Source organism: Planomicrobium okeanokoites (genome assembly GCF_003428875.1).
GTDB classification, from domain to species: Bacteria; Bacillota; Bacilli; order Bacillales_A; family Planococcaceae; genus Planococcus; species Planococcus okeanokoites.
Window position 1 is genome coordinate 287,453 of the sequence record NZ_QQRS01000004.1, and the last position, 21,015, is coordinate 308,467.

A 21,015-nucleotide genomic window follows, 5' to 3' on the forward strand; every position below is an offset into this window, starting at 1 on the left:
TGTATATTTAATCTCAGCAAATTCCAGATTCAAAAAAAGCCCTTTCTCAAGGGCTTTTTTTTGCGGTTATTTAATAGAAAAACAAACACTTACCAAAGGTTATACTTTTAACTCTTGATGGCTGAAGCCAGGTTTTTCAATCTGGATTGTTGTGTGTTCAATTTTGCAGTTTTTATTGACCAGCGCCACAGCTTCTTTTAAGATTTCTTGTTCCTTTGCGTGTTCTTGTATATCCAAATGGCAGGTCAGCAAATCCATACCGGAAGTGATCGTCCAAATATGGAGATCATGGACATCCTGCACCCCATCAATGCCCATAAGCATCCTTCTGACTTCTGCCACATTGACCGTAACAGGCGAGCCTTCCATTAAAATATGTATGCTGTTCTGCAATACACCCCATGCGCTCTTCAAAATCAGCAAAGCCACTAAAACCGATATAAGCGGATCGGCAATGGTCCAGTCGAACAATAGGATCAACACCCCGGCAATAATGGCACCGACTGAACCCAATGCATCTCCAATTACATGGAGATAAGCGCTTTTCATATTCAAATTGCCTTCGACATCCGCTTGTCTGCTGATCACCCAGGCGCTCAGAATGTTTGCCAACAGCCCAATGGCTGCAATTGCCAGCATCCATCCACCCATTACCTCCGGTGGGTTATAGAAACGCTCGACTGCTTCGTATATGATGAAGCCAGCCATAACAAAAAGTGTGATGCCATTGAAAAACGCCGCAAGGATCTCAAAACGGTAATAGCCGTAAGTCTTGTTGGCAGAAGCGGCTCTGCCCGCAAACCAGATAGCTCCAAGGCTCAGGAGCAGTGATGCGGCATCTGACAGCATGTGTCCGCTGTCTGCAATGAGCGCAAGGCTATTTGTGAAAAGACCCCCGAAGAACTCCAGCAGCATAATGGAAACAGTAATGATCAAAGCCAATATCAACGCTTTCTTATTGCCGCTCCTCGCGGTTTCAAAATGGTCATGGTCATGCGCCACTTTTCCTCTCTCCCTTCCTGTTATCGTCATTTTAGCAAAAAAGGTGATTGACAGCGAACTCCGGTTCTTATACGATGGTTAAGGAAATTAAATAACCCGGTGACGGGAGAGGTTCATAGCATTTCACCCTCTATAAAAAACTATGGATTTTGAAATTCAGCCAAATCCACATGCGATTTGGCTTTTTCTTTTTCCCTTTTTTATAGCCTCTCCCGAAACTGCATTCGAGGAGGCTTTTTTTAATGGCAGGAAGAAATGAAGACACATTGGACCACTTAACATTGCTTGGCAATCAGGACACAAAATATAAATATGAATACGCTCCGGAAGTTTTGGAAGCAATCGACAATATGCATTCACGCGATTATTTCGTGAAATTCAATAACCCGGAATTTACATCCCTGTGTCCGCAGACCGGCCAGCCGGATTTCGCAACGATTTACTTGAGCTTTATTCCCGATAAGAAATTGGTGGAAAGCAAATCGCTGAAATTATATTTCTTCAGTTTCCGCAACCATGGGGATTTCCATGAAGATGTGGTCAACATCATCATGAATGACCTGATCGATCTGCTGGACCCCCGTTATATCGAAGTCTGGGGAAAATTCACTCCCCGCGGCGGATTGTCGATCGATCCATACACGAATTACGGCAAGCCTGGAACAAAATATGAAGAAATGGCATCGTACCGGATGATGAATCATGACATGAATCCTGAAACGATCACCAATCGATAAGGGGGAAAATCCATGTTACTTTATTTGAACGGCGCGTTTGTAGGCTTATTGATCCTGTCCAATATTCTGGCAGTGAAATTATTCAGCATCGGGGAGTGGATGGTGCTGCCGGCCGCGGTAATCGTCTACGTCTTCACATTCCCGATCACCGATACGATTGCAGAAGTATACGGCAAAGAGGCTGCGAGAAAAACCGTCTTCGCCGGTTTTATCACGCAGCTTGCGGCACTGGCATTCATCTTTTTCGCCATCCATTTGCCGGCTGCACCATTTTTCGGCGATCAGGCATCTTTTGAATCCATCTTTTCGGCCGGCTTCCGCGTCACTCTAGCCAGCCTGATCTCTTATTTCATCAGCCAAAATCTGGACGTCACGATTTTCCACAAATTAAAAGAGCGCCACGGCGAATCCAAATTGTGGGTCCGCAATAACGCTTCTACGATGGTGAGCCAGCTTGCCGATACGACCATTTTCATCACGATCGCATTTGCAGGGACGTTGCCTGTCGGCGCATTGATCGGTATGATTGTCACACAATACCTGTTCAAGTGGATCGTGGCAGCTGCCGATACACCGCTTGTCTATCTGCTTGTCAAATTATGCCGCCGCGAACAGGTTTCCGGCAAGGCTGTTTATAGTTAATATGAAAGGGAGAGCCCAGATGGCTCTCCCTTTTTTCTAACGAAAATATATTAGTTTTCTATTAAGCTTTCGCTTTTGAGTGTTTTTCCTTTTGCGGCGTAAGCTGCTTTTTTCTTGCCAGCATCAAGTCCGCCACAATCGGCAAATGGTCGGAAACATTCGTAGAAATAGTCGCGGTTTGCGCAACTTCCATTTCCGGACTGAAGAAAATATAATCAATGCGGGTGACAGGTTTCAAATCCACACCCGTTGTATGGTATGAATGCGGTGATGGATACGTATAAGCGTCTCCTCTTTTCATTTTCAGGAAAGCATCCGTAAAATGGCGGTTCATTTTGCGGATTGGCGCATAAAACGGCGGAGCGTTGAAGTCGCCCATTACGATACAAGGGAACTTGCTCTTTTCCGTCAACGCCAGAATTTCATTCACACTAAGTTTTAATTCTTCATCTTTCAATGAAAGATGTGCGTTAAAAACATTGATCGCCATATCATCTATTTCGATGACCGCTTCCAGAACTCCGCGCTGCTCATCGTTTCCGTACCATTGTTTGACGGGAGTCATATGGTGATTCTTACTGTATGTGATGGGATATTTACTTAGTATTGCGTTGCCGTATTGCTGATTCGGCATTCCTTCCCGTTCCGGGGGATAATCCAGGTTGGCACCGTATGCGGTGTACATGCCAAGCCGATTGCCCAGCCATTCCACCTGATCCATAAACTGACTCCGTTCCCCGAAGAAACGATCGACTTCCTGCAAGCCGATAACGGTTGCGCAGGAATCTTCAATAACAGTAGCCGTCCTCTCAAGATCCGTAATTCCATCCATACCTAAACCGTGGGCGATGTTAAACGACATGACTTTGACAATTGGCGGTTTCCTGTTTTTCATGCTTCGCTCTCCTTTTTTGGGACAAACTTTGTTTGCTCAAAAGATCTGCTTTTGATTTCGAGTTTAGTATAGCAAGCTCCCGGAGAAATTACTGTATCAGCCGTGTAAAAGTTTGTAAAGTTTATTAAGCTTTAGGGTAGAGTTCCAAAACAGCGAGGATTGGCCTGTGATCGGACGCTTCCGTATCGATGGTTTCCGCCTCAAGCACCTGCCAGTGCCTGCTGTAAAAAATAAAGTCGATTTTCTGCCCATGGTCACCTTCTTTTTTATAAGTTTCGGGGTGGGAAGCGGGCGCGCCGAAAACATTGTCCAGTTCTTCTTCAATCCGTTTCATATGCGGACTGTTCGGTTCCGCGTTGAAGTCGCCGGTCAGAACTGCCGGCAGATCCTGATTCCGGATGATTCCCAGCAATTCTTCAATATTGCGTTCAAGCTGTTTTTCATTCAGAGATAAATGGGTGTTGAAAAATGCGATTGCTTCGTCATTTATTTCAATGGTCGCTTCCAGCAACCCCCTTTGTTCCCTTTCAGGCCCTTCTTCCAGTTTCTTCAACAGGTGATTTTGGTAGCTTTTAATCGGATGACGGCTCAATATCGCGTTGCCATAAGCTTGCAGCGGCCATTTGGCATCTGCCGGATGCGCAGTCAGATTCGGTCCGAATGCTGCGTGCATCCCCAGCCTTTTCGCCAGCCATTTAACCTGATCCGTGAAATCCGTCCGTTCCGAGAAATTCTGGTCCACTTCCTGAAGACCCGCAATATCCACTTCCGCATTTTCGATGACCGAGGCCGTAAGCTCGAGGTCGAGGCGGCCATCCATCGTCAAACCTGAAGAAATATTAAAGCTCATTATTCTGAGCGCCACATCTGCATTGCCCATTTTGACGGCCTCCCCTTTTTATCAGCTTTTCCCTGTCAGCATTATATGAAACTAGCGTTGGAACGATATTTCAAAGTTTATGCAAATGAAAATTGCGATTGCTAATTCGGTTGATTTTTTTCGTTTCATTGTCGAGATATCGGATGATTCAAGAGGAAAATTTCCAGTTAATTGGATGTACTGTCTGTTGGGAATGAAATACCGTCCATTCCATTTTTTTAAGATGGTTAATATAAATTAAAAATCCCATTATTTGGACTTACTTTCCAAATCCCACGAAATACTTTCCATTTGGGCTTAAATACTTTCCAATTCACGCAGAATACTTTCCAAAATGGCCGAAATACTTTCCATTTTCTATTTTTATGTGCCACCAAAAAATATGTATAATATTTCAAAATCTATTCTTCTATAAATAAAATCCCCTCCCCAATAAAAAGAGCCGCGAATATAAAATTCGCAGCCATGCATTATTTTATTTCCTTATTCAAAAGAATTCTCCGGCTCTACGCCGGTATACACCAAGATCGCATCTCGCAAAAACCTTGCTCCGCCTTCGCATGCCTTGTCATAATAAGCGGCAAAACGCTCGTCATCGACATACATCTGCGCAAGTCCCGCATGCGCCTCCTTGCTGTAAGCAGGCCATGTGAACGACAGCCACTCCTTATGGAGGTCAGCCGTTTTCTGGGCGAGCTCGCCTGAAGGATCTCCGGTTCCGCATGCTTCCGCAAGCGCATCCAGCACTTTCTGCTCCAGGCTTTTGAACTCTTCATATTTCTCTTCACTCATATTGAGCATTTTCGCATTCGACTCATCTACCGTGTCGTCGCCGTATTTACCGCGGATTTCTGCTCCGTATTGCTGCTCGTTGTCCTCGACCAGTTTCTGTTTGAACCCTTTGAACTTTTCATTGTCAGCCATTGTGCTCTTCCCTTCTGCTGCGGAAATCGTGGATTCCACATTAGTGATCAGGAGATCCAGCTGCCGGCGCCGGGCGAGGAGCTTTTCGCGGTGCATCCGGAGTGCGGCCGGTCCGTCGAAAGAAGGATTTGAAATGATTTTTTGGATGCTGTCCAGGTCCAGCCCCAGTTCACGGTAAAAAAGAATCTGCTGCAGCTTATCGACTTCTTCCCTGCCGTAAATCCGGTAGCCGGATGAATTTTTCCTGGCCGGTTCCAATAATCCGATTTCATCATAATAACGGAGAGTTCTCGTACTGACTCCCGCCATCCGCGCCAACTTCTGAACGGTATATTCCATCTCCTCACCTCCTGATGAGTCCACATTACACCTTTACGCTGCGTCAAGGTCAAGCATAAAATCTAAGTTAATTGCTGCTCCGCAAATTCACGGTAAAGATTATGGGAACCGGTCAATTCACTGTGCTTGCCCATGCCGGTCACCCGTCCCTTTTCAATGAAGATGATTTTATCAGCGTCCACAATGGTTGAAAGCCGGTGGGCGATGACCAGCGTCGTGCGCCCTTCCATCAGACGGCTCAATGCCTGTTGCACGATGCCTTCCGATTGGCTGTCGAGACTTGCCGTCGCTTCGTCCATCATCAGGATTTTCGGATCGCGCAGGAACGCACGGGCAATAGCAATCCGCTGTCTTTGTCCACCCGACAATTTAACGCCGCGTTCACCGACCTGTGTATCCAGGCCGTCCGGAAATTCCTTGATGAAATCTTCCGCATACGCCATTCTTGCTACAGTCCATAATTGCTCATCCGGTATCGCCTCAGCGTCTGCCAGACCATATGTCAGATTGGCGCGGATCGTTCCGCCCATCATAGCCGATTCCTGTGACACGTAGCCGATCTGGTCGCGCCATGAATTGATGGAGAGCTCCCGAATCGGCACATCGCCGATGAGGATTTCTCCTTGTTGCGGTTCATAGAAGCGTTCGAGCAAACCGAACACTGTCGTTTTGCCTCCGCCGCTCGGTCCGGCAAACGCGATCATTTCACCAGGCTGCGCTTCGAAGCTGACGTCCTGCAGCACTGGTTCACCGGTTTCATACGAAAATGTCACGCCGGAAACGCGCAAGGTCTTGCCGGCAATATCCATTTCCTTGCCTTGCTGCCCTTCTTCGAGCGGCAAGTCCAGAATCCCGATGATCCGCTCCGTCGCTCCTTTCGCTTTTTGCAGCTCCGTGAAGAACATCGCAAAAGTAGTGACCGGCATGATGATCTGGAATAAATACAAGAGAAACGCCACAAGCGAACCTGTCGACATTGTCCCTTCCGCTACCCGGATCCCGCCGTATCCGATGATTGTGACAATCACCGCCATCATCACGACATACATAAGCGGCGCAATGATCGCATAGATTTTCGCTTCTCTCATGCCTGTTCTGAAAAGCTGCTGAATGCCGCTCAAGCCTTTGCGCTCTTCCACCATTTCAGCAGTGGAAGATTTCATCAAGCGGATCTCACTGATCGTCTGCTGGACATGGCCGGAGAATTCGGCGGTCTCATCCTGCAGTGTCCGCGAAATCTTCGCCATGCGGCGGCCCAGAGGGAACATGATCAGCACAGTTACAGGTACAGCAAGCAGCATGATCAATGTCATCTTCCAGTCGAGAATCAGCAGAATCGTTACAGCACCAACAATGGAAACGATTCCTGTAATGAAATTCGGAAAATGATCCGTGATGAGATTCCGTACAACTCCCGTATCACTGACTACCCGGCTGACGGTTTCACCACTGGAATGCTGATCAAAATAACCGACACGCAGGCGGATCAGGCGGATCCACATCTTATCGCGCAATCCGGCGACAATCCGCTGCCCCACTTTGCTGAGCAGGTAAATGGATACACCATTGATGAGCGCCTGGAGGATGAAGGCTGCCACGATGCCGATGATCAACGGCACACTCAACGACTCAACCGAAAAGCCATCGACCAGATTTCTGGTCAGCAGCGGCACGACCAGCCCGACAAGGGTGGTGATCAAACTGGCCAGCAGCCCAAAAATCAAAGCCGCTTTAGGAATCTTTAATGATAGGATTAACGAAACGAAAGGTTTTAACCCCATTTTTTCTTCCTTGTTTTCCATGATTCTAAACTCCTGTCGTGGTCAATTTACTGCCATTTTGCGTAGATGCAGGTATCCGTCAGCCTTTTGCCGTCAACTGATAATTCATCGTTATGCAGAACGCCTTCCATTACGTAGCCCAATTTCTCCGGGACGGCGCGGCTTTTGAGATTCTCCGCGTCACACAGGATTTCGACGCGGCGGCAGCCGAAACTGTTCAGAGCCAGATCGGTCAGGGTGCTCACCGCTTCCATCATATAGCCTTTGCCGCTTTGTGCCGTGCTGATCCAATAGCCGATTTCCATTTTCGGCATATCCCATTCAATATTATGGAAGCCTGTCGATCCAATAAATTCATCTGTTTCCCTATCAAAGATCAAATAACGGAGATTTTCCCTTTTCAGGAAAAGGATATGCGCTTCCATCGTATTGATTTCAGTATCGGCAGGAGATGGATTATCCAATACAAAACCGAGCCACGGTTTCAATTCATCCATGGAAGCTTTAATCGCCGCATTGATCACTTTTCCATCCCCCGGTTTTGGCATGCGCAGTTTCAGCCGTTCTGTGAATAATTCTTCCGGCACTTCCGGTATTTTAACTTTTTTCTCCATAATTACTGTATCCCCCTTATTTAACTGCTGCTATCTTACGGTCTTTCGGCAGTCCGAGCCCGACTAATCCAAGAAGCGGAAGAAACGATACTACCACCATCGTTTCATAAACACCGATCGAATCCATCAGGATGCCGATGACCACACCGCCGATTGCGCCCATGCCGAACGCCAGGCCAACCGTCAGTCCCGCCATTGTCCCGATTTTACTTGGCACCAATTCCTGCGCGTACACCACTGTGACTGAAAAGCTCAGCATAATGAAAAAGCCGATCAGCCCAAGGAGCAGCAGAACCGCGTAAAGTGGCATGTAGGGCAGCATTAGCGCCAATGGAATCGGTACCGCGAGCGACAGTACGATGACATTTTTCCGTCCAATTTTGTCCGCCAGCGGACCGCCAAAGAACGTGCCGGCCGCACCTACGCCCAAAAACAGGAAGATGTACAGCTGACCTTGCTGAATCGTCAGCCCATACGCTTCCATGAGGTGGAAAATATAGAAGCTGGTGATATTCGTGACGTAAAAAGAACGCGCAAAAATGATGATCAGCAATAAAGTCAAAGCGATGCCGATCTGCTTGCGGGTCATTTCCGGCAACGACGACAAGAGCACTTTCTTCACTTTCTGCAGCTTCTCCTGTTCCAGCTGCTCTTTATACCACCGTGAAATTTTCGACAGGATAAAAATGCCCAGCGCCGCAACGAATAAAAACAATGCAGCTCCCGTCTGTCCAAGCGGCACCAGAATGAACGCACTGATCAGCGGTGCCAGCGCCTGTCCGGAATTGCCGCCGACCTGGTAGATGGACTGGGACAATCCCCGTTTTGATCCAGCTGCCATATAGGAAACACGCGAACCTTCGGGATGGAAAACGGCGGACCCAAAGCCGAGAAACATCACTGACACCAGGATCATCCAATATTCGGGTGCAAAAGCGAGCCCGGCAATTCCAAGGAATGAACTGGTCATTCCGAGCGGCAAAGCATATGGCATCGGTTTTTTGTCACTGATATAACCGACTACTGGCTGCAGGACAGAAGCCACCATATTCAAGGCAAAGGCGATTAAGCCCAGTTGTGTAAAAGTCAGACCCCGCTCTTCTTCCAAAATCGGAAACATGGCGGGTATGACCGCCTGCAAGGTATCATTCAGCAAATGGCATGCGCCGATTGCGAACATGACCGGATATACCGGGTTCCCTGCCATAGATGTCTTTATTGCGTTCGCCATTACAGGTCCTCCAGTAAATTAGTTTTAAAATATGTATGATTCCAGCCGAATCCCATACATCGGCTGATTTATCTATTATAAAACAGTTGGGAAATAAAAAGACACCCAGGGACTTGCTCCCTCGGTGTCTCAGGCTGCTTTCAGCTGCTTCCAATTTTCCAGCCGTCTGTCCAATATGAAATTACCGAACGGTATAAAAGCTACCGCCAGTGCGCCGACGGTAAAACGGAACGGCCATCTCACTGCAAAAGTGGCGTAGATGATCATCAATACATAAACGGTGAACAGTCCGCCATGAAGCGCACCCACCACACTGACAACTTCCGGCATGCCGAAAAAATATTTCAGCGGCATCGCAATAAACAATAGCAGCAACAAAGAGCCGCCTTCAACAAATCCCATGAAACGAAATTGATTCAATGCATTTTTCAAGTCCTTCTACTCCTCTTTCATACTATCCACCATTATAGAAGAGGAGCTTCCCCCTCTACAAGAAGATGACTTGAAAGACCAGCGAAAAAGCTGGAGACATTGCAAATTTTCGTCACATATTGAATGACGTTACGTCAAAGTTTCAGCGTTTATCAGGATGCATCATCCCAGTTTTACAAAGAGGACTTTTAAATAATTGCCTTCTTTGAATTTCGGGTCGACCCGAAAATCCGGAGGCAGGGAATGCTCTTCCACAATGCTGTATTTTCTTCCCAAATCCTTGAATGCCCGGTCAATGAACCCTTTGAATTTTTTCATTCCGAAAGAGGCGCTGTTTGTCGAAGCGACGATGATACCTTTGTCTTCTGTAATCGCAATCGCTTCTTTCATGAGATTCGTATAGTCTTTCGATGTACTGAACGTATATTTTTTGGATCGCGCAAAACTCGGTGGATCCAAAATTACGATATCGAATTTCAATTCCTTGCGCTTGGCATATTTGAAATAGTTGAAAACGTCCATAACCAGGATATCCTGGTTTTCGTAATCGATGCCGTTGACACTGAATTGCTCGATGGTCTTAGCAGAACTTCTTTTAGCTAAATCGACACTGGTCGTTTTATCCGCTCCCCCAAGAGCAGCAGCGATAGAGAATGCACCGGTATAGGAAAACGTATTTAACACCGTTTTCCCTTCTGCGTATTTTTCCTTGATCGCCTGGCGCACTTCCCGCTGATCCAGGAAAATGCCTGTCATTGCTCCATCATTCATGTAAACGGCGTAATTGACTCCATTCTCTTTGACGATCAACGGGAATTCTCCGCGCTCGCCCGCGACAAAATCATCGTCTTCAATGTATTGCCCTTTTGTATCAAAGCGTTTCTTCTCGTATATCCCTTTGAATTCCGCCACATTTTTCAAAGCGGCCACAAAGTCTTCCTTGAATGAATAAACCCCTTCGCTGTACCAGCTCACCAGGAAATAGCCATCATAATAATCGATGATGACGCCCCCGAACCCGTCACCTTCTCCGTTGAACAGCCTGAATGCGGTAGTTTCCGGATTATTGAATAAGTCACGGCGTCGGCGCAGCGCTTCGATAAGCTTCCGCTCGATGAACGCCTGGTCGATGTTTTCAGTTTCATCTCGGGTCAGTACCCAGCCAGCACCTTTGTTTTGATTGCCGTAATAGGCTTTTGCTACAAAACGCCCTTTGCTGTCTGTCAGGTTGATAATTGTCCCTTCTTCTTGAAGGCGCTCGGCTCCTTCAAGCGAATCTTTTGTTATCAAGGGATAGCCCGCGGCAATCTCCGCTTTGGATTTATCTTTCAATTTTATGGTGATTTGCTGTTTCATCAAGTCTCATCCTATCTGTATTTTGCCCATTTATCTTATAATAAGTGTATAACAAAGCCTCTCTCAATACACTCTTTTCATCGGAATAACAGCTGAGGAGGAGAAATCATGAAGAAAAAGATCCACACCTATAACATTCTTCTGTCGAACGGGGAATGGCTGGAGAATATCCGGTTTGAGGGTCCGCTCGAATACCATTTCTCCGGGGTCATGGTCAGTTTGCTTCCTGTTCAGGATGCTGCCGGCAAAACGATTGTGCTGAATATGCATCATATCGTCAAAGCCGAGCTTCTGACTGTTGAAGAAATTGGACCATGAGCAAACAAAGAAACGTTCAGCACGGTAAAAGTGCTGAACGCTTTTTAGATTCATCGGATTATGCTGGCAGCAACGCTGAACGGGCGCTTGCGCTTTTCCTTATTCACTGATCCATTCCCACGCATCTTCCATCTGGTCAATGTCGAAATGCTTTGTTTTGATGGATGGCAGATAGTCACTGGTTTCGACCAGCTTCTCGACTTTTTCATCATCGCTGACCACCGCCAGTTTATTGTATTGGCTCCAGCGTTTCACATCAATTTTCATTTCCTCGAGCAACGCTTTAAAAGAAGCGCCTTCAAAGTGGTAAAGAATCGCGTAAAGGTTGAATTCCCCTTTTTCCGAAAACTTTTCCTGTATAACTTTATCGAGCTTCGTTAAATCATCTTGTGTTACGTGGCCTTCGATTTCCACTGCAATTGTTTCCATATCTTTACTCGGCACTAAAGTCAGCATTTTTCCGCCCCTTCCTTAAAATTATCGTATTATTCTATTCCCTATTCTCAGACAGTCAAACTGGATGCTCAACGCCTTCTCCCGATTTTTGCCCAGAATAAAAACTGTTCCGCAGCCTTTTGGCTTTGAAACAGTTTTAAGTGTCATAATCAGTTTTGATTTCCGGTTGATGTTACGTCTTCCCCTCTGGTGAAGCGGGCGATAATCCCCGTAATAAGAATGGTTGCCAATGCCGGCAGCAGCCAGCCAAGGCCTTCATTATAAAGCGGAAGTATTGTGTTGTAAAAGTCGACGATTGCCTGCAGCCATGAAGGGTTTTCAACGCCAATCGAAGCTGTCAGCGTTTTCATTCCATCGACCGCAGCGATGAAAAACGTCACGATAATCGCCGACGCATAAACGAGGCGGCGGTGCTTAAAGAGTGGTGACAGGAACGCCAGCATTATCAGCACGATGGCCAGTGGATATAAAAACAGCAGCACCGGAATCGAAAAGGCGATGATGTTTGCAAGGCCCGCATTCGTGACAATCAATGAAAAGACGGAAAAAATGACAACATAGATTTTGTAATCGATCACCGGTGCAAGCTTATTGAAAAATCCTGCATTTGCTACGATTAAGCCCACTGCTGTTGTCAGGCAGGCAAGCGTGATGATGACGGCAAGCAATAATTGGCCGAATGTGCCGAAGTAATGGGCTGAGGCTCCACTTAAGACCGGACCGCCTGTTTCGAGGAGCCCTAATGTGCCTGTACTTGTTGCACCAAGATAGGCGATTCCGGTGTAAACGACAGCCAATAATACAGCTGCGATTACGGCACTCTTTAAAGTTGCCGCCAGAACGCCTTTAGCGGAAGTGACCCCCAGCTTACGCACTGAGGCGATGACGATAATTCCAAAAACAAGTGAGGCCAAGGCATCCATGGTGTTATAGCCTTCCAGGAATCCTGTCAGAAATGGGCTGTCCGTATAATTGTCCTGAGGTGCGCCAATTGTGCCCATCGGCATGAATAAAGCAGCCACCAGCAGCACGGCCAGCGTCACCAGAATAGCCGGAGACAGAAACTTCCCGATCTTATTGACGATTTCCAATGGGTTCAAGGACAACGCCAGTGCAATCGCGAAAAAGATGATGGAGAATACAAGTAAGATGACCGTTCCCGAACTGCCCGGTGTAAAAGGGGCGATACCGATTTCATATGCGACCGCGGCAGTCCGTGGCAGTGCGAAGAATGGCCCGATCGTCAAATAGAGCAAAGATGTGAAAACAAGTCCGTAAACCGGATGGACCCGGCTTGAAAGATCACGTAAATCATTGCTTTTTGAATAGCCGAGAGCCAGAATTCCGAGCAACGGCAAGCCTACGCCCGTAATCAGAAAGCCAGTGATGGCAATTGCCACTTCAGTTCCCGCATATTGTCCCAATTGCGCAGGAAAAATCAGGTTCCCCGCACCAAAAAACAAAGCAAACAGCATCATGCCGATTATAAGGTAAGATTTAAAATTCAGATTTGTATCCATCCAGGTTCCTCCTGAGGATGTAAGCACTTGGATTGAACCGTTCCCAAAATTCCTTGATTCGATGCATTACATTAGCCATCTTACAATACTCAAAGCAAAATGCAACTGCTGAAACCATTAATTTTCAAAAAATCTGTCTTTTGAAATCCATTTACTTCTTTTAATATACAGAATATTCATTTCATGTTAAAAGCTGGAGAAAAATTAGCTTTTCTCCAGCTCATGTTTACTATTTTAATGTGGCAATAGATGTGAGGCTTTTAACTTTATAATCTTATTCCCCGTTCAGCGAACCGGAAACCAAATCAGGAAGATCCATTCGAAACTGTATAAACCTCTTCAAAAGGCTGAACGATGACGAAACCGTCTCCCTGGAATTCCATCTGGATCGATTCACCGCTGCCCCGTCCGATAAAGGTGCGGAAGCTGACGTCGGTGCGGAATTCCGGTGTCAAATTGCCTGACCATGCCACTGTTGCATTCGGGTCGGTAATGACAGGCTGTCCCGGTTTCACCAATAATGTCAGCGGCTCGTAATGTGAAGTGATGGCGACACGCCCCCTGCCTTTCAATGTAACATTGAACAAACCGCCTGCCATCATGCCAGCCACTTTGCGCATTAATTTTATTTCCCATTCAATTCCCGGCTCAAAAGCAAGCAAATCATTGCCGTTTACCGTAATGGTTTCATCGTTCAATTCGAAAATCGTGATTTTCTTGCCTTGGTCAGCGAGATACAAGCGCCCTTGTCCATTGGCTTTCATCAGTGAAGTGCCTTCACCCGTCAATGCTTTTTTGAACATCGTGCCAAGGCCATGTTCCATGACGCCTTCCCGCGCAAACTTGATCTGCCCAGTATAGGAAATCATCGACCCTGTTTTCGCCCAAACCATCCCGTCCAGATTCACTTCCAGAATCCTTTCCGTCTCCAGTTCAAAATAATCATTTTCCCGTTCGTCCTGCCGTGTCTTTTCGATAAATTCCTTGATTGTATAATTGCTCATTCCGATTCCTCCATTCGTTTCTTTACTATACGGTCAACGGATTGCAGAAGTTTCATCGCGAATAAAAGCGTTCCATCCATTCCACAATATTTTTTCGCTTTTCATTGATATACTGTAAAATAGAAACTTTTAAGTCTGGGAAATAAAGGGGCGCACGCGCAATGAAATTTTTGATGCTTCTGTTTCAATTCATTTTTATATATGGCTTTTTCTTTCTCGGCCAATTGCTGCGCGAGCTGTTCAGCATCCCCTTGCCTGCCAGCATCATCGGCTTCATGCTGATGTTCGCCGCTTTACTTCTTAAGCTTGTCCCATTGCGTTTTGTGGATTCCACAGCTACTTTGCTGCTGTCTTTTTTACCGCTTTTCTTTATACCCGCCACAGTAGGCGTTATCGAATACCTCGATGTATTCACCGGCAAAGGTTTTTTCCTGATTGTCGTCATTATTTTCAGCACCTTATTGACGATGGCTGCATCCGGTTCCACCAGCCAATATCTTGGCCGGCGGATTGAAGCACGAAAGGAGCAGAAATGATGAGCGATTTACTAGTTGCATTTTTTTTCATCGGTTTTACATTCGCTGCTTACTTTTTAATGAACCTTCTATATTTAAGATTCCACTTTTCCTTTTTAATGCCTGCTTTGACAGCCACATTCATTATTGTGCTGTTCTTACTGATGACTGGGACATCGTATGAAACGTATATGACCGGTGGCCAGTGGGTCGACAGTTTCATGGGCCCTGCCGTTGTCGCCTTGGCAATTCCGTTGTATAAACAGCGAAAACTATTATTCGATAATCTTGTGCCTGTCCTTTCAGGTATCCTGGTCGGAGTAGTCATCGGCATGGCCTCCGGTATCACTTTGGCAAAATTATTCGGATTTTCAAGGACGTTGATCCTTTCCTTACTGCCAAAATCCATCACCACACCTGTGGCTATGGAGGTGACCGAGCAATTAGGCGGTATCCCTTCCCTAGCGGCAGTGTTTGTCATGATTGCGGGATTCTCCGGAATTATTGTCGGGCCCGCCTTCCTGAAACTGCTTCGTATTGAAACGCCGATCGGCATCGGCATGGGCTTGGGGGCTTCGGCTCATGGCATTGGAACCGCCAAAGCTTTGGAATATGGCGCGCAGGAAGCATCAGTCAGCTCAGTCGCCATGTCATTGAGTGCAGTTATCGGTTCATTTTTGGCGCCTGTTTTTGTCTGGTTTTTCTTCCTCTAAAAACTTGCTGCATAAGCCTGCGATATACTGCATATTGATTACTGCCTTTTCTGTTTTATTGGCGTATAATGGATAGTAATAAGAGTTTGAGAGAGGGTAGATTGAATATGCCGGTCCCGACTAACCATTCAAAACCTGTTCGTACAAGTGCTAAAGAAAGTGCCTATTCCCAGCTGGAACAATGGATTATAGACGGTACGCTGCAGCCAGGAGAGAAGCTGACTGATATCGAACTGGCCCAGGCGCTCAATTTGAGCAGAACCCCCATCCGAGAAGCGCTGCAGTTGCTTGAGATGGTGGGTTTTGTGAGAATGTATCCTGGAAAAGCCACAACCGTTACTGAAGTGTTAAAAGAAGATATCAATCATCTGCTGCCGCCTCTTGCCGTGTTGCAAGCGCTGGCCGGCGAGCTTGCTGTTCCGAACATTACCGAGGACCAAATCAGGCGTCTGGAAGAAACCAATCAGCGTTTTGCCAAAGCTATTGAAGCAAAAGACAGTTTCACTGCACTCAAAATAGATGAAGAATTTCACCGGATCATTATTGAAGCCGCTCAGAATCCATACATCACCATTATGCTCAGCCGGCTGCAATCCCATGTGAGAAGGCAGTTTTTCCATCATTCATTGGAGTTGTCGGAAGCTTCCCGCAACGAACACGACCAGATTATCCAGGCTTTCAAAGACAAGGATGCCGAACGCCTTTCTTCTCTGACAAAAAATAATTGGATCCGCTCCATCGAAGAAATGAATGCCAAATAGCAACTCTTCCATTGAAAAAAGCTGTTCCGAAAGCATTTGCTTTCGGAACAGCTTTTTGTGATTCCTATTTAATTCCTTACCGGCTCGACACTTTCACCTTTTCTGCTCGAAGCAACCAAACCGGTGACAACGATTGTGATGACGGCCGGCAATAACCAGCCGAGTCCTTCATTATACAGCGGAAGTACAGTGCCATAGAAATCGATGACTGATTGCAGCCACACAGGATTTTCTACTCCCAGTGTGCCGGTCAGTGTTTTTAATCCGTCAATCACTGCGATAAAGAACGTCACAGTTATTGTCGCGACATAGACAGCACGTGCATGATTAAATAACGGCGATGTGAAAGCCAGGAGAATCAGCACAATTGCCAAAGGATACAGGAACATCAAGACAGGGATTGAATACGTGATGATATTGGAAAGGCCAGCATTCGTTACGACCAATGCAAATACAGAGAAAATGACGACAAACACTTTATAACTGATTTTCGGTGCGAGTTTGTGGAAAAACTCCGCATTCGCCACAATCAGTCCCACAGCCGTTGTCAGACAAGCAAGCGAAATGATGACAGCTATCAGCAAAGTGCCGAATGTGCCGAAGTAATGGGCAGAAGCTCCGCTCAGAACCGGACCGCCTGTTTCCAATAGACCCAATGTACCTGTACTCGTCGCACCAAGCAGCGCGATGCCCGTATAGACAACAGCAAGCAATGCCGCCGCGACAAGCCCGCTTTTCAATGTAGCGGTAAGAACGCCTTTTGGTGAGTTGACGCCCATTTTACGGATAGCCGCAATGACGATGATGCCGAATACCAGCGATGCCAGCGCGTCCATTGTGTTATAGCCTTCCAGGAAACCGGTCATGAAGGCATTATCAAGATAGCCTCCTTGTGGTGTCCCCGCTTCACCCATCGGCGTGATGAACGCCGCAATCAGCAGCACCGCCAAAGTCACCAGGATTGCAGGTGACAGGAATTTTCCGACACTGTCGACGATTTTAGAAGGATTCAATGAGATGAACAAAGCAATAGCAAAAAAGACAATTGAGAATATTAGCAGCATCGTCCCCATCGAACCGTCACTGACAAATGGGGCAATGCCGACTTCATAAGCGACAGCGCCAGTTCTCGGCAATGCGAAGAATGGCCCGATCGTCAAATACAATAGAGAAGTGAAAAGGATGCCGTATATCGGATGAACACGGCTCGAAAGGTCCTGAAGGTCATTGCTTTTCGAATAACCGATCGCCAGAATTCCGAGAAGCGGCAAGCCCACACCTGTTATTAAGAATCCGAGTATTGCAATACCGACTTCCGTTCCTGCATATTGCCCCAATTGCGCGGGAAAAATCAGGTTCCCTGCCCCAAAAAATAATGCGAACAACATCATTCCGACAACTGCATACGACTTAAATGATAATTTACTATCCATACTTTCTCCTCCTCATGCTCTTTTCCTGTATTTGCTTTGCTTAGTCATTATATATTTTCAATATAACTTTAAGGTCTGAAATACATTATGCGATATATTGCATAATGCTATATTACATCCTTTTTTCTAAAAATCAACACTTTTAATCACAAATATTTTAAAAATCTGGCTATTCGAATAAAATAGGTACTAAGTTCGTTCCTAAGTGTAATTTTCTTGAAATAACAATAAATAAAAAGCAGAAAAGGCTCGAGACCTTTTCTGCTTTTTTGATGTGAAATTAAATATACGAGGAGACTTCTCCCGTTCAACTGCCAATATCTCTCCTATTGTATCCGACAAATCCAACCACAATCAATAGTATTGCGACTGCTGTCAGCATCGTCGCCTGCAGCCAGTCGAACTCTTCCAGCGGAATAGCTGAAACATAACCGAAAGGCGTAATTTTCTCCACCCATTCAGGCAATTGGAACAAGCTGCCGAGATATATGACAAAGAAAGAAAAGCTGAGATACAGCCAGATAAAGCCGGTCAGCTTCGGCAGCCAGCCGATCAGCAGCACCGTCAAACCGACCATCACCCACACCGCCGGTAAATAGGCGAGCGCTGCCTGATAAGCCATGGCTACATCAAATCCTTCTTCCATCACTGCATCCGCCACTGTGCCAAGCCCCAGACCGGCCAGTGAAATCATTACAAAACTCGCTATCAGCGAAATCAGCAAATAACTGCCAAGCAGGCGATTTCTTGAAACCGCTCTGCCTAAAATATGTTCGATTCGGTCGTTCTTCTCTTCACCCCGCATCTTCAATATGGCCATAAGCACCGGTATTGTGGCTATGATGGTCATGACAGCCATCAAAGTCGGAACAAACTGCTCAACGAGCGAAAATCCTTCCATCGGCACAAGCAAATCCTGCATGAGGTCGACATCCGCAAAAAAGGATTCCATATCCCCCATCACAGACCCGTAAGAAGCACCCAGCACATACATCGAGATCGCCCAGGCAATAAATCCTGTGCGCTGCAGCCGGAATGCAAGTCCGATGGGACTCAATAACAGCGGAGACGCATGGACTTTACCAGCTCTTGCGGGCAGAAAGCCTGCTCCAAGATCCCTGATTGAATTCAGGTACATCGCCAGCGCGCCGAAGATGATCGCGGCGCCCACCGTCAGCAAAACCGGCCACCAGATATTATTGACATAAACTTCCGAACGGACAATCCATCCAAGAGGCGACAGCCAAGCGACGGCTTCACTCCCCACATCGCCAATCGCACGCACAATATAGGCCAATAACAGAATGCCAATGGATAAGCCCATCGCGCTTCTGGCATTATGCGATAGCTGGGCGCAAACAGCCGTAAGTGACGCAAAAATCATCCCGGTTGCCCCGAGTGCTGCTCCATAAAGAAGCGAGCCTTCCAATTCCATGCTTTCAATGTTCAACGCATACAGACTGATGCCGGTAAGAACCGCCAGCACGGTATTCACCAAAAACAATACCAATAATGTGGCAGCTACATTTGAAAGCCGTCCGACCGGCAAAGAACGGACCATTTCAATGCGCCCATCTTCTTCATCTGTTCTAGTGTGGCGAATCACCAACAGCACACTCATCAACCCGACGACTACGGCGGTCATCAACAGCATCTGGTGAGCCATCATCGCGCCGCTGGTGTAATTGGCAAGTCCATACCCAGGACCCACCATCGCCATCATCGCCGGATTCTCCATCGTTGCCGCTATGGCTTGCCGTTCCTGCGCATTTTCATATAACCCTATGAATGCCACCGCCGTGGCGACGGTTGCAAAAACAAAACTGAGAATCCATATCGGAATCCGAATTCGGTCACGCCGCAGGATAAAACGGCTTAAACTGCCAGTTCCACTGAATAACTGGTTATTCATCAGGATACGCCTCCCGTTCCTGTCCCTTCATAATGGCGCATGAACAGTTCCTCCAATGTCGGCGGCGCACTCTCCATGCGGATGATGCCGAACCCGCTTACGTAGCGGACTACATGATCGAGTTCTTCCTGATCTACCTGAAATGACAAAGCGCCGTCTTTCTGTACAATACCTCGCACACCTTTGACTTCTGCCAGACCCGGCATCGGCTCTTTTGTTTCCACCAGCAGCATCGTTCCCGTCAAATGGCGAAGTTCTTTTAATGTACCCGTTTCTATAATTTTGCCTTGCCGGATGATCGCCACTTTATCGCAAAGCTGTTCAACTTCCGATAAGATATGGCTCGACAGCAGGATGCTTTTGCCCTCTGCTTTTGCTTCGCGGACACATTCCTGGAATACACGTTCCATCAACGGATCGAGTCCTGAAGTCGGCTCATCGAGAATGTAGAGGTCAGCATCTGAAGAAAGCGCCGCAACAAGAGCCACTTTCTGCCGATTCCCTTTAGAATAGGTACGGCATTTTTTGCTGGGATCCAAATCGAATCTGCGGATCAGCTCTTCACGCCTTGAGGTATTGTTGCCGCCCCGCAGTTTGATGAATAAGTCGATAACTTCACCCCCGGTCAAATTGGGCCATAGATTAACATCTCCCGGTACATAAGCGACCCGCTTATGAATCTCGACCGCATCTTTCCAGACATCTTTGCCAAAAATCGTCGCATGCCCTTCCGTAGCTTTCAGGATTCCGAGCAGTACACGGATGGTCGTCGATTTTCCTGAGCCGTTCGGACCAATAAACCCATAGACTTCACCCTTGCCCACTTCAATATCGACTCCATCAAGCGCTGCAAAATCTCCGAATTTTTTTGTTAAGCCGGCTGTTTTAAGAATAGTCATTGATCCCGCTTCCCTTCCTTATAGAAACTTTTTTTCAAAATCTCCAGGTATTCGTAAAATTCCTCCCAGTACGGATCAAAATCAATTGATGCCATGCTTTGTCCCTGTAACTTATGCAAAAGCTCATTCTGATATCCTTCAATCGACCAGCGGATCAGCTTAAATGCTTTTTGCACATCCACGTCATCACGGAAAAGCGACAAATCCACATCTTCATATAACATGGCATTGCCTTTCTGCTGCATGGTTTCGTATTTTTTCTGTATATGCGGTGCCAGCTTAAAATCTGCCGTCAGCATAAACGTGCCCAAAAAGTTAAAGACGTTTTTATTTTCCGTTTGTGCTTCAAATTTCAATTGCGAAGTATGTTTTAAGCGTTCGATGAAATCCGATTCAGCCATATCGATTTTGGAAAAGTATTTTTCCACCACGAAATCCAGGCTGTATTCCGCCAAAAACTCATATAAATCCTTTTTGCTCTTAAAATAATAAAACAGCATTCCCTTGCCGATGCCCGCTTCTTTTACAATCCGGTTTGTCGAAGCCTTTTTATAGCCGTGCTCCGCAAATTCCAGCAACGCCGCATCCAATATCTTCTGCTGCTTCTCTTCATCGAGGCCTTTAAATTTTTCCATCTGCGTTTTTCCGCCT

Annotated in this window: 22 protein-coding genes and 1 riboswitch; of the genes, 6 read left to right on the forward strand and 16 right to left on the reverse strand. The window is 46.6% G+C overall.

Going from position 1 to position 21,015, the window contains the following annotated elements; genetic code table 11:
- Nucleotides 1-99: 99 nt before the first annotated feature.
- Nucleotides 100-1,002: a cation diffusion facilitator family transporter gene (locus D2910_RS11370; RefSeq protein WP_084243286.1), complete on the reverse strand. Its 903-nt coding sequence runs from the start codon at nt 1,000-1,002 to the stop codon at nt 100-102.
- 102 nt (nt 1,003-1,104) lie between these two features.
- Nucleotides 1,105-1,152, forward strand: a riboswitch (PreQ1 riboswitch).
- A 92-nt stretch (nt 1,153-1,244) separates the two neighbouring features.
- Here D2910_RS11370 and queF point away from each other — a divergent pair.
- On the forward strand, nt 1,245-1,739 hold the full coding sequence (gene queF / locus D2910_RS11375; RefSeq protein ID WP_084243287.1) for a preQ(1) synthase: 495 nt from the start codon (nt 1,245-1,247) through the stop codon (nt 1,737-1,739).
- A 12-nt stretch (nt 1,740-1,751) separates the two neighbouring features.
- Complete coding sequence (locus D2910_RS11380) at nt 1,752-2,381, forward strand: queuosine precursor transporter (RefSeq protein WP_117313564.1); 630 nt, start codon at nt 1,752-1,754, stop codon at nt 2,379-2,381.
- 61 nt (nt 2,382-2,442) lie between these two features.
- Here the strand turns inward: D2910_RS11380 and D2910_RS11385 are convergent, their stop codons facing one another.
- From D2910_RS11385 to D2910_RS11420, 8 genes are all read right to left on the reverse strand, one after another.
- Nucleotides 2,443-3,276: an endonuclease/exonuclease/phosphatase family protein gene (locus D2910_RS11385; RefSeq protein WP_117313565.1), complete on the reverse strand. Its 834-nt coding sequence runs from the start codon at nt 3,274-3,276 to the stop codon at nt 2,443-2,445.
- A gap of 124 nt (nt 3,277-3,400) precedes the next feature.
- Complete coding sequence (locus D2910_RS11390; RefSeq protein WP_117313566.1) at nt 3,401-4,156, reverse strand: endonuclease/exonuclease/phosphatase family protein; 756 nt, start codon at nt 4,154-4,156, stop codon at nt 3,401-3,403.
- A gap of 483 nt (nt 4,157-4,639) precedes the next feature.
- On the reverse strand, nt 4,640-5,419 hold the full coding sequence (locus D2910_RS11395; protein ID WP_117313567.1) for a MerR family transcriptional regulator: 780 nt from the start codon (nt 5,417-5,419) through the stop codon (nt 4,640-4,642).
- Between the two features lie 62 nt (nt 5,420-5,481).
- On the reverse strand, nt 5,482-7,221 hold the full coding sequence (locus tag D2910_RS11400) for an ABC transporter ATP-binding protein (RefSeq protein WP_101802463.1): 1,740 nt from the start codon (nt 7,219-7,221) through the stop codon (nt 5,482-5,484).
- Nucleotides 7,222-7,247: 26 nt separating this feature from the next.
- On the reverse strand, nt 7,248-7,814 hold the full coding sequence (locus D2910_RS11405) for a GNAT family N-acetyltransferase (protein ID WP_117313568.1): 567 nt from the start codon (nt 7,812-7,814) through the stop codon (nt 7,248-7,250).
- A gap of 16 nt (nt 7,815-7,830) precedes the next feature.
- Complete coding sequence (locus D2910_RS11410; RefSeq protein WP_117313569.1) at nt 7,831-9,045, reverse strand: MFS transporter; 1,215 nt, start codon at nt 9,043-9,045, stop codon at nt 7,831-7,833.
- A gap of 129 nt (nt 9,046-9,174) precedes the next feature.
- A complete protein-coding gene (locus D2910_RS11415) occupies nt 9,175-9,477 on the reverse strand; it encodes a DUF3817 domain-containing protein (protein ID WP_255400080.1) in 303 nt (100 codons plus the stop codon).
- A gap of 162 nt (nt 9,478-9,639) precedes the next feature.
- Nucleotides 9,640-10,833, reverse strand: coding sequence for a class I SAM-dependent rRNA methyltransferase (locus D2910_RS11420; protein WP_117313570.1), 1,194 nt, complete (start codon nt 10,831-10,833; stop codon nt 9,640-9,642).
- Nucleotides 10,834-10,941: 108 nt separating this feature from the next.
- Here D2910_RS11420 and D2910_RS11425 point away from each other — a divergent pair, with 108 nt between their 5' ends.
- Nucleotides 10,942-11,151 carry a hypothetical protein gene (locus D2910_RS11425; protein ID WP_084243296.1) on the forward strand — a complete coding sequence of 70 codons (210 nt, stop codon included), beginning with the start codon at nt 10,942-10,944 and terminating at the stop codon, nt 11,149-11,151.
- Nucleotides 11,152-11,250: 99 nt separating this feature from the next.
- On the opposite strand, the gene D2910_RS11430 is transcribed toward D2910_RS11425, so the two are convergent.
- The 3 genes from D2910_RS11430 to D2910_RS11440 all read right to left on the reverse strand — a co-directional run bounded on the left by D2910_RS11430 (nt 11,251) and on the right by D2910_RS11440 (nt 14,131).
- A complete protein-coding gene (locus D2910_RS11430) occupies nt 11,251-11,607 on the reverse strand; it encodes a SpoIIAA family protein (protein ID WP_084243297.1) in 357 nt (118 codons plus the stop codon).
- A 149-nt stretch (nt 11,608-11,756) separates the two neighbouring features.
- Complete coding sequence (brnQ, locus tag D2910_RS11435; RefSeq protein WP_117313571.1) at nt 11,757-13,127, reverse strand: branched-chain amino acid transport system II carrier protein; 1,371 nt, start codon at nt 13,125-13,127, stop codon at nt 11,757-11,759.
- Nucleotides 13,128-13,432: 305 nt separating this feature from the next.
- The gene (locus D2910_RS11440) at nt 13,433-14,131 is read right to left on the reverse strand and encodes an AIM24 family protein (protein ID WP_117313572.1); all 699 of its coding nucleotides are present in this window, start codon (nt 14,129-14,131) and stop codon (nt 13,433-13,435) included.
- Nucleotides 14,132-14,292: 161 nt separating this feature from the next.
- Between D2910_RS11440 and D2910_RS11445 the strand changes: the two genes are divergently transcribed.
- The 3 genes from D2910_RS11445 (at nt 14,293) to D2910_RS11455 (ending at nt 16,120) form a co-directional block, all read left to right on the forward strand.
- Nucleotides 14,293-14,667 (forward strand): CidA/LrgA family protein, encoded by a 375-nt coding sequence (locus D2910_RS11445; RefSeq protein ID WP_084243300.1) that lies wholly within the window; start codon nt 14,293-14,295, stop codon nt 14,665-14,667.
- Nucleotides 14,667-15,359, forward strand: coding sequence for an LrgB family protein (locus D2910_RS11450; RefSeq protein ID WP_117313573.1), 693 nt, complete (start codon nt 14,667-14,669; stop codon nt 15,357-15,359). The genes D2910_RS11445 and D2910_RS11450 overlap by 1 nt, the downstream gene beginning before the upstream one ends.
- Nucleotides 15,360-15,466: 107 nt before the next feature.
- A complete protein-coding gene (locus D2910_RS11455) occupies nt 15,467-16,120 on the forward strand; it encodes a GntR family transcriptional regulator (protein WP_117313574.1) in 654 nt (217 codons plus the stop codon).
- 68 nt (nt 16,121-16,188) lie between these two features.
- Here D2910_RS11455 and brnQ (D2910_RS11460) read toward each other — a convergent pair whose 3' ends face one another.
- The 4 genes from brnQ (D2910_RS11460) to D2910_RS11475 all read right to left on the reverse strand — a co-directional run bounded on the left by brnQ (D2910_RS11460) (nt 16,189) and on the right by D2910_RS11475 (nt 20,999).
- A complete protein-coding gene (gene brnQ / locus D2910_RS11460; RefSeq protein WP_117313575.1) occupies nt 16,189-17,553 on the reverse strand; it encodes a branched-chain amino acid transport system II carrier protein in 1,365 nt (454 codons plus the stop codon).
- A gap of 307 nt (nt 17,554-17,860) precedes the next feature.
- Nucleotides 17,861-19,465, reverse strand: a complete 1,605-nt coding sequence (locus tag D2910_RS11465; protein ID WP_117313576.1) for an ABC transporter permease — start codon at nt 19,463-19,465, stop codon at nt 17,861-17,863.
- Complete coding sequence (locus D2910_RS11470) at nt 19,465-20,364, reverse strand: ABC transporter ATP-binding protein (protein WP_101802454.1); 900 nt, start codon at nt 20,362-20,364, stop codon at nt 19,465-19,467. Before D2910_RS11470 ends, D2910_RS11465 begins: the two co-directional genes overlap by 1 nt.
- The gene (locus tag D2910_RS11475) at nt 20,361-20,999 is read right to left on the reverse strand and encodes a TetR/AcrR family transcriptional regulator (RefSeq protein WP_084243306.1); all 639 of its coding nucleotides are present in this window, start codon (nt 20,997-20,999) and stop codon (nt 20,361-20,363) included. Before D2910_RS11475 ends, D2910_RS11470 begins: the two co-directional genes overlap by 4 nt.
- Nucleotides 21,000-21,015 lie beyond the last annotated feature (16 nt).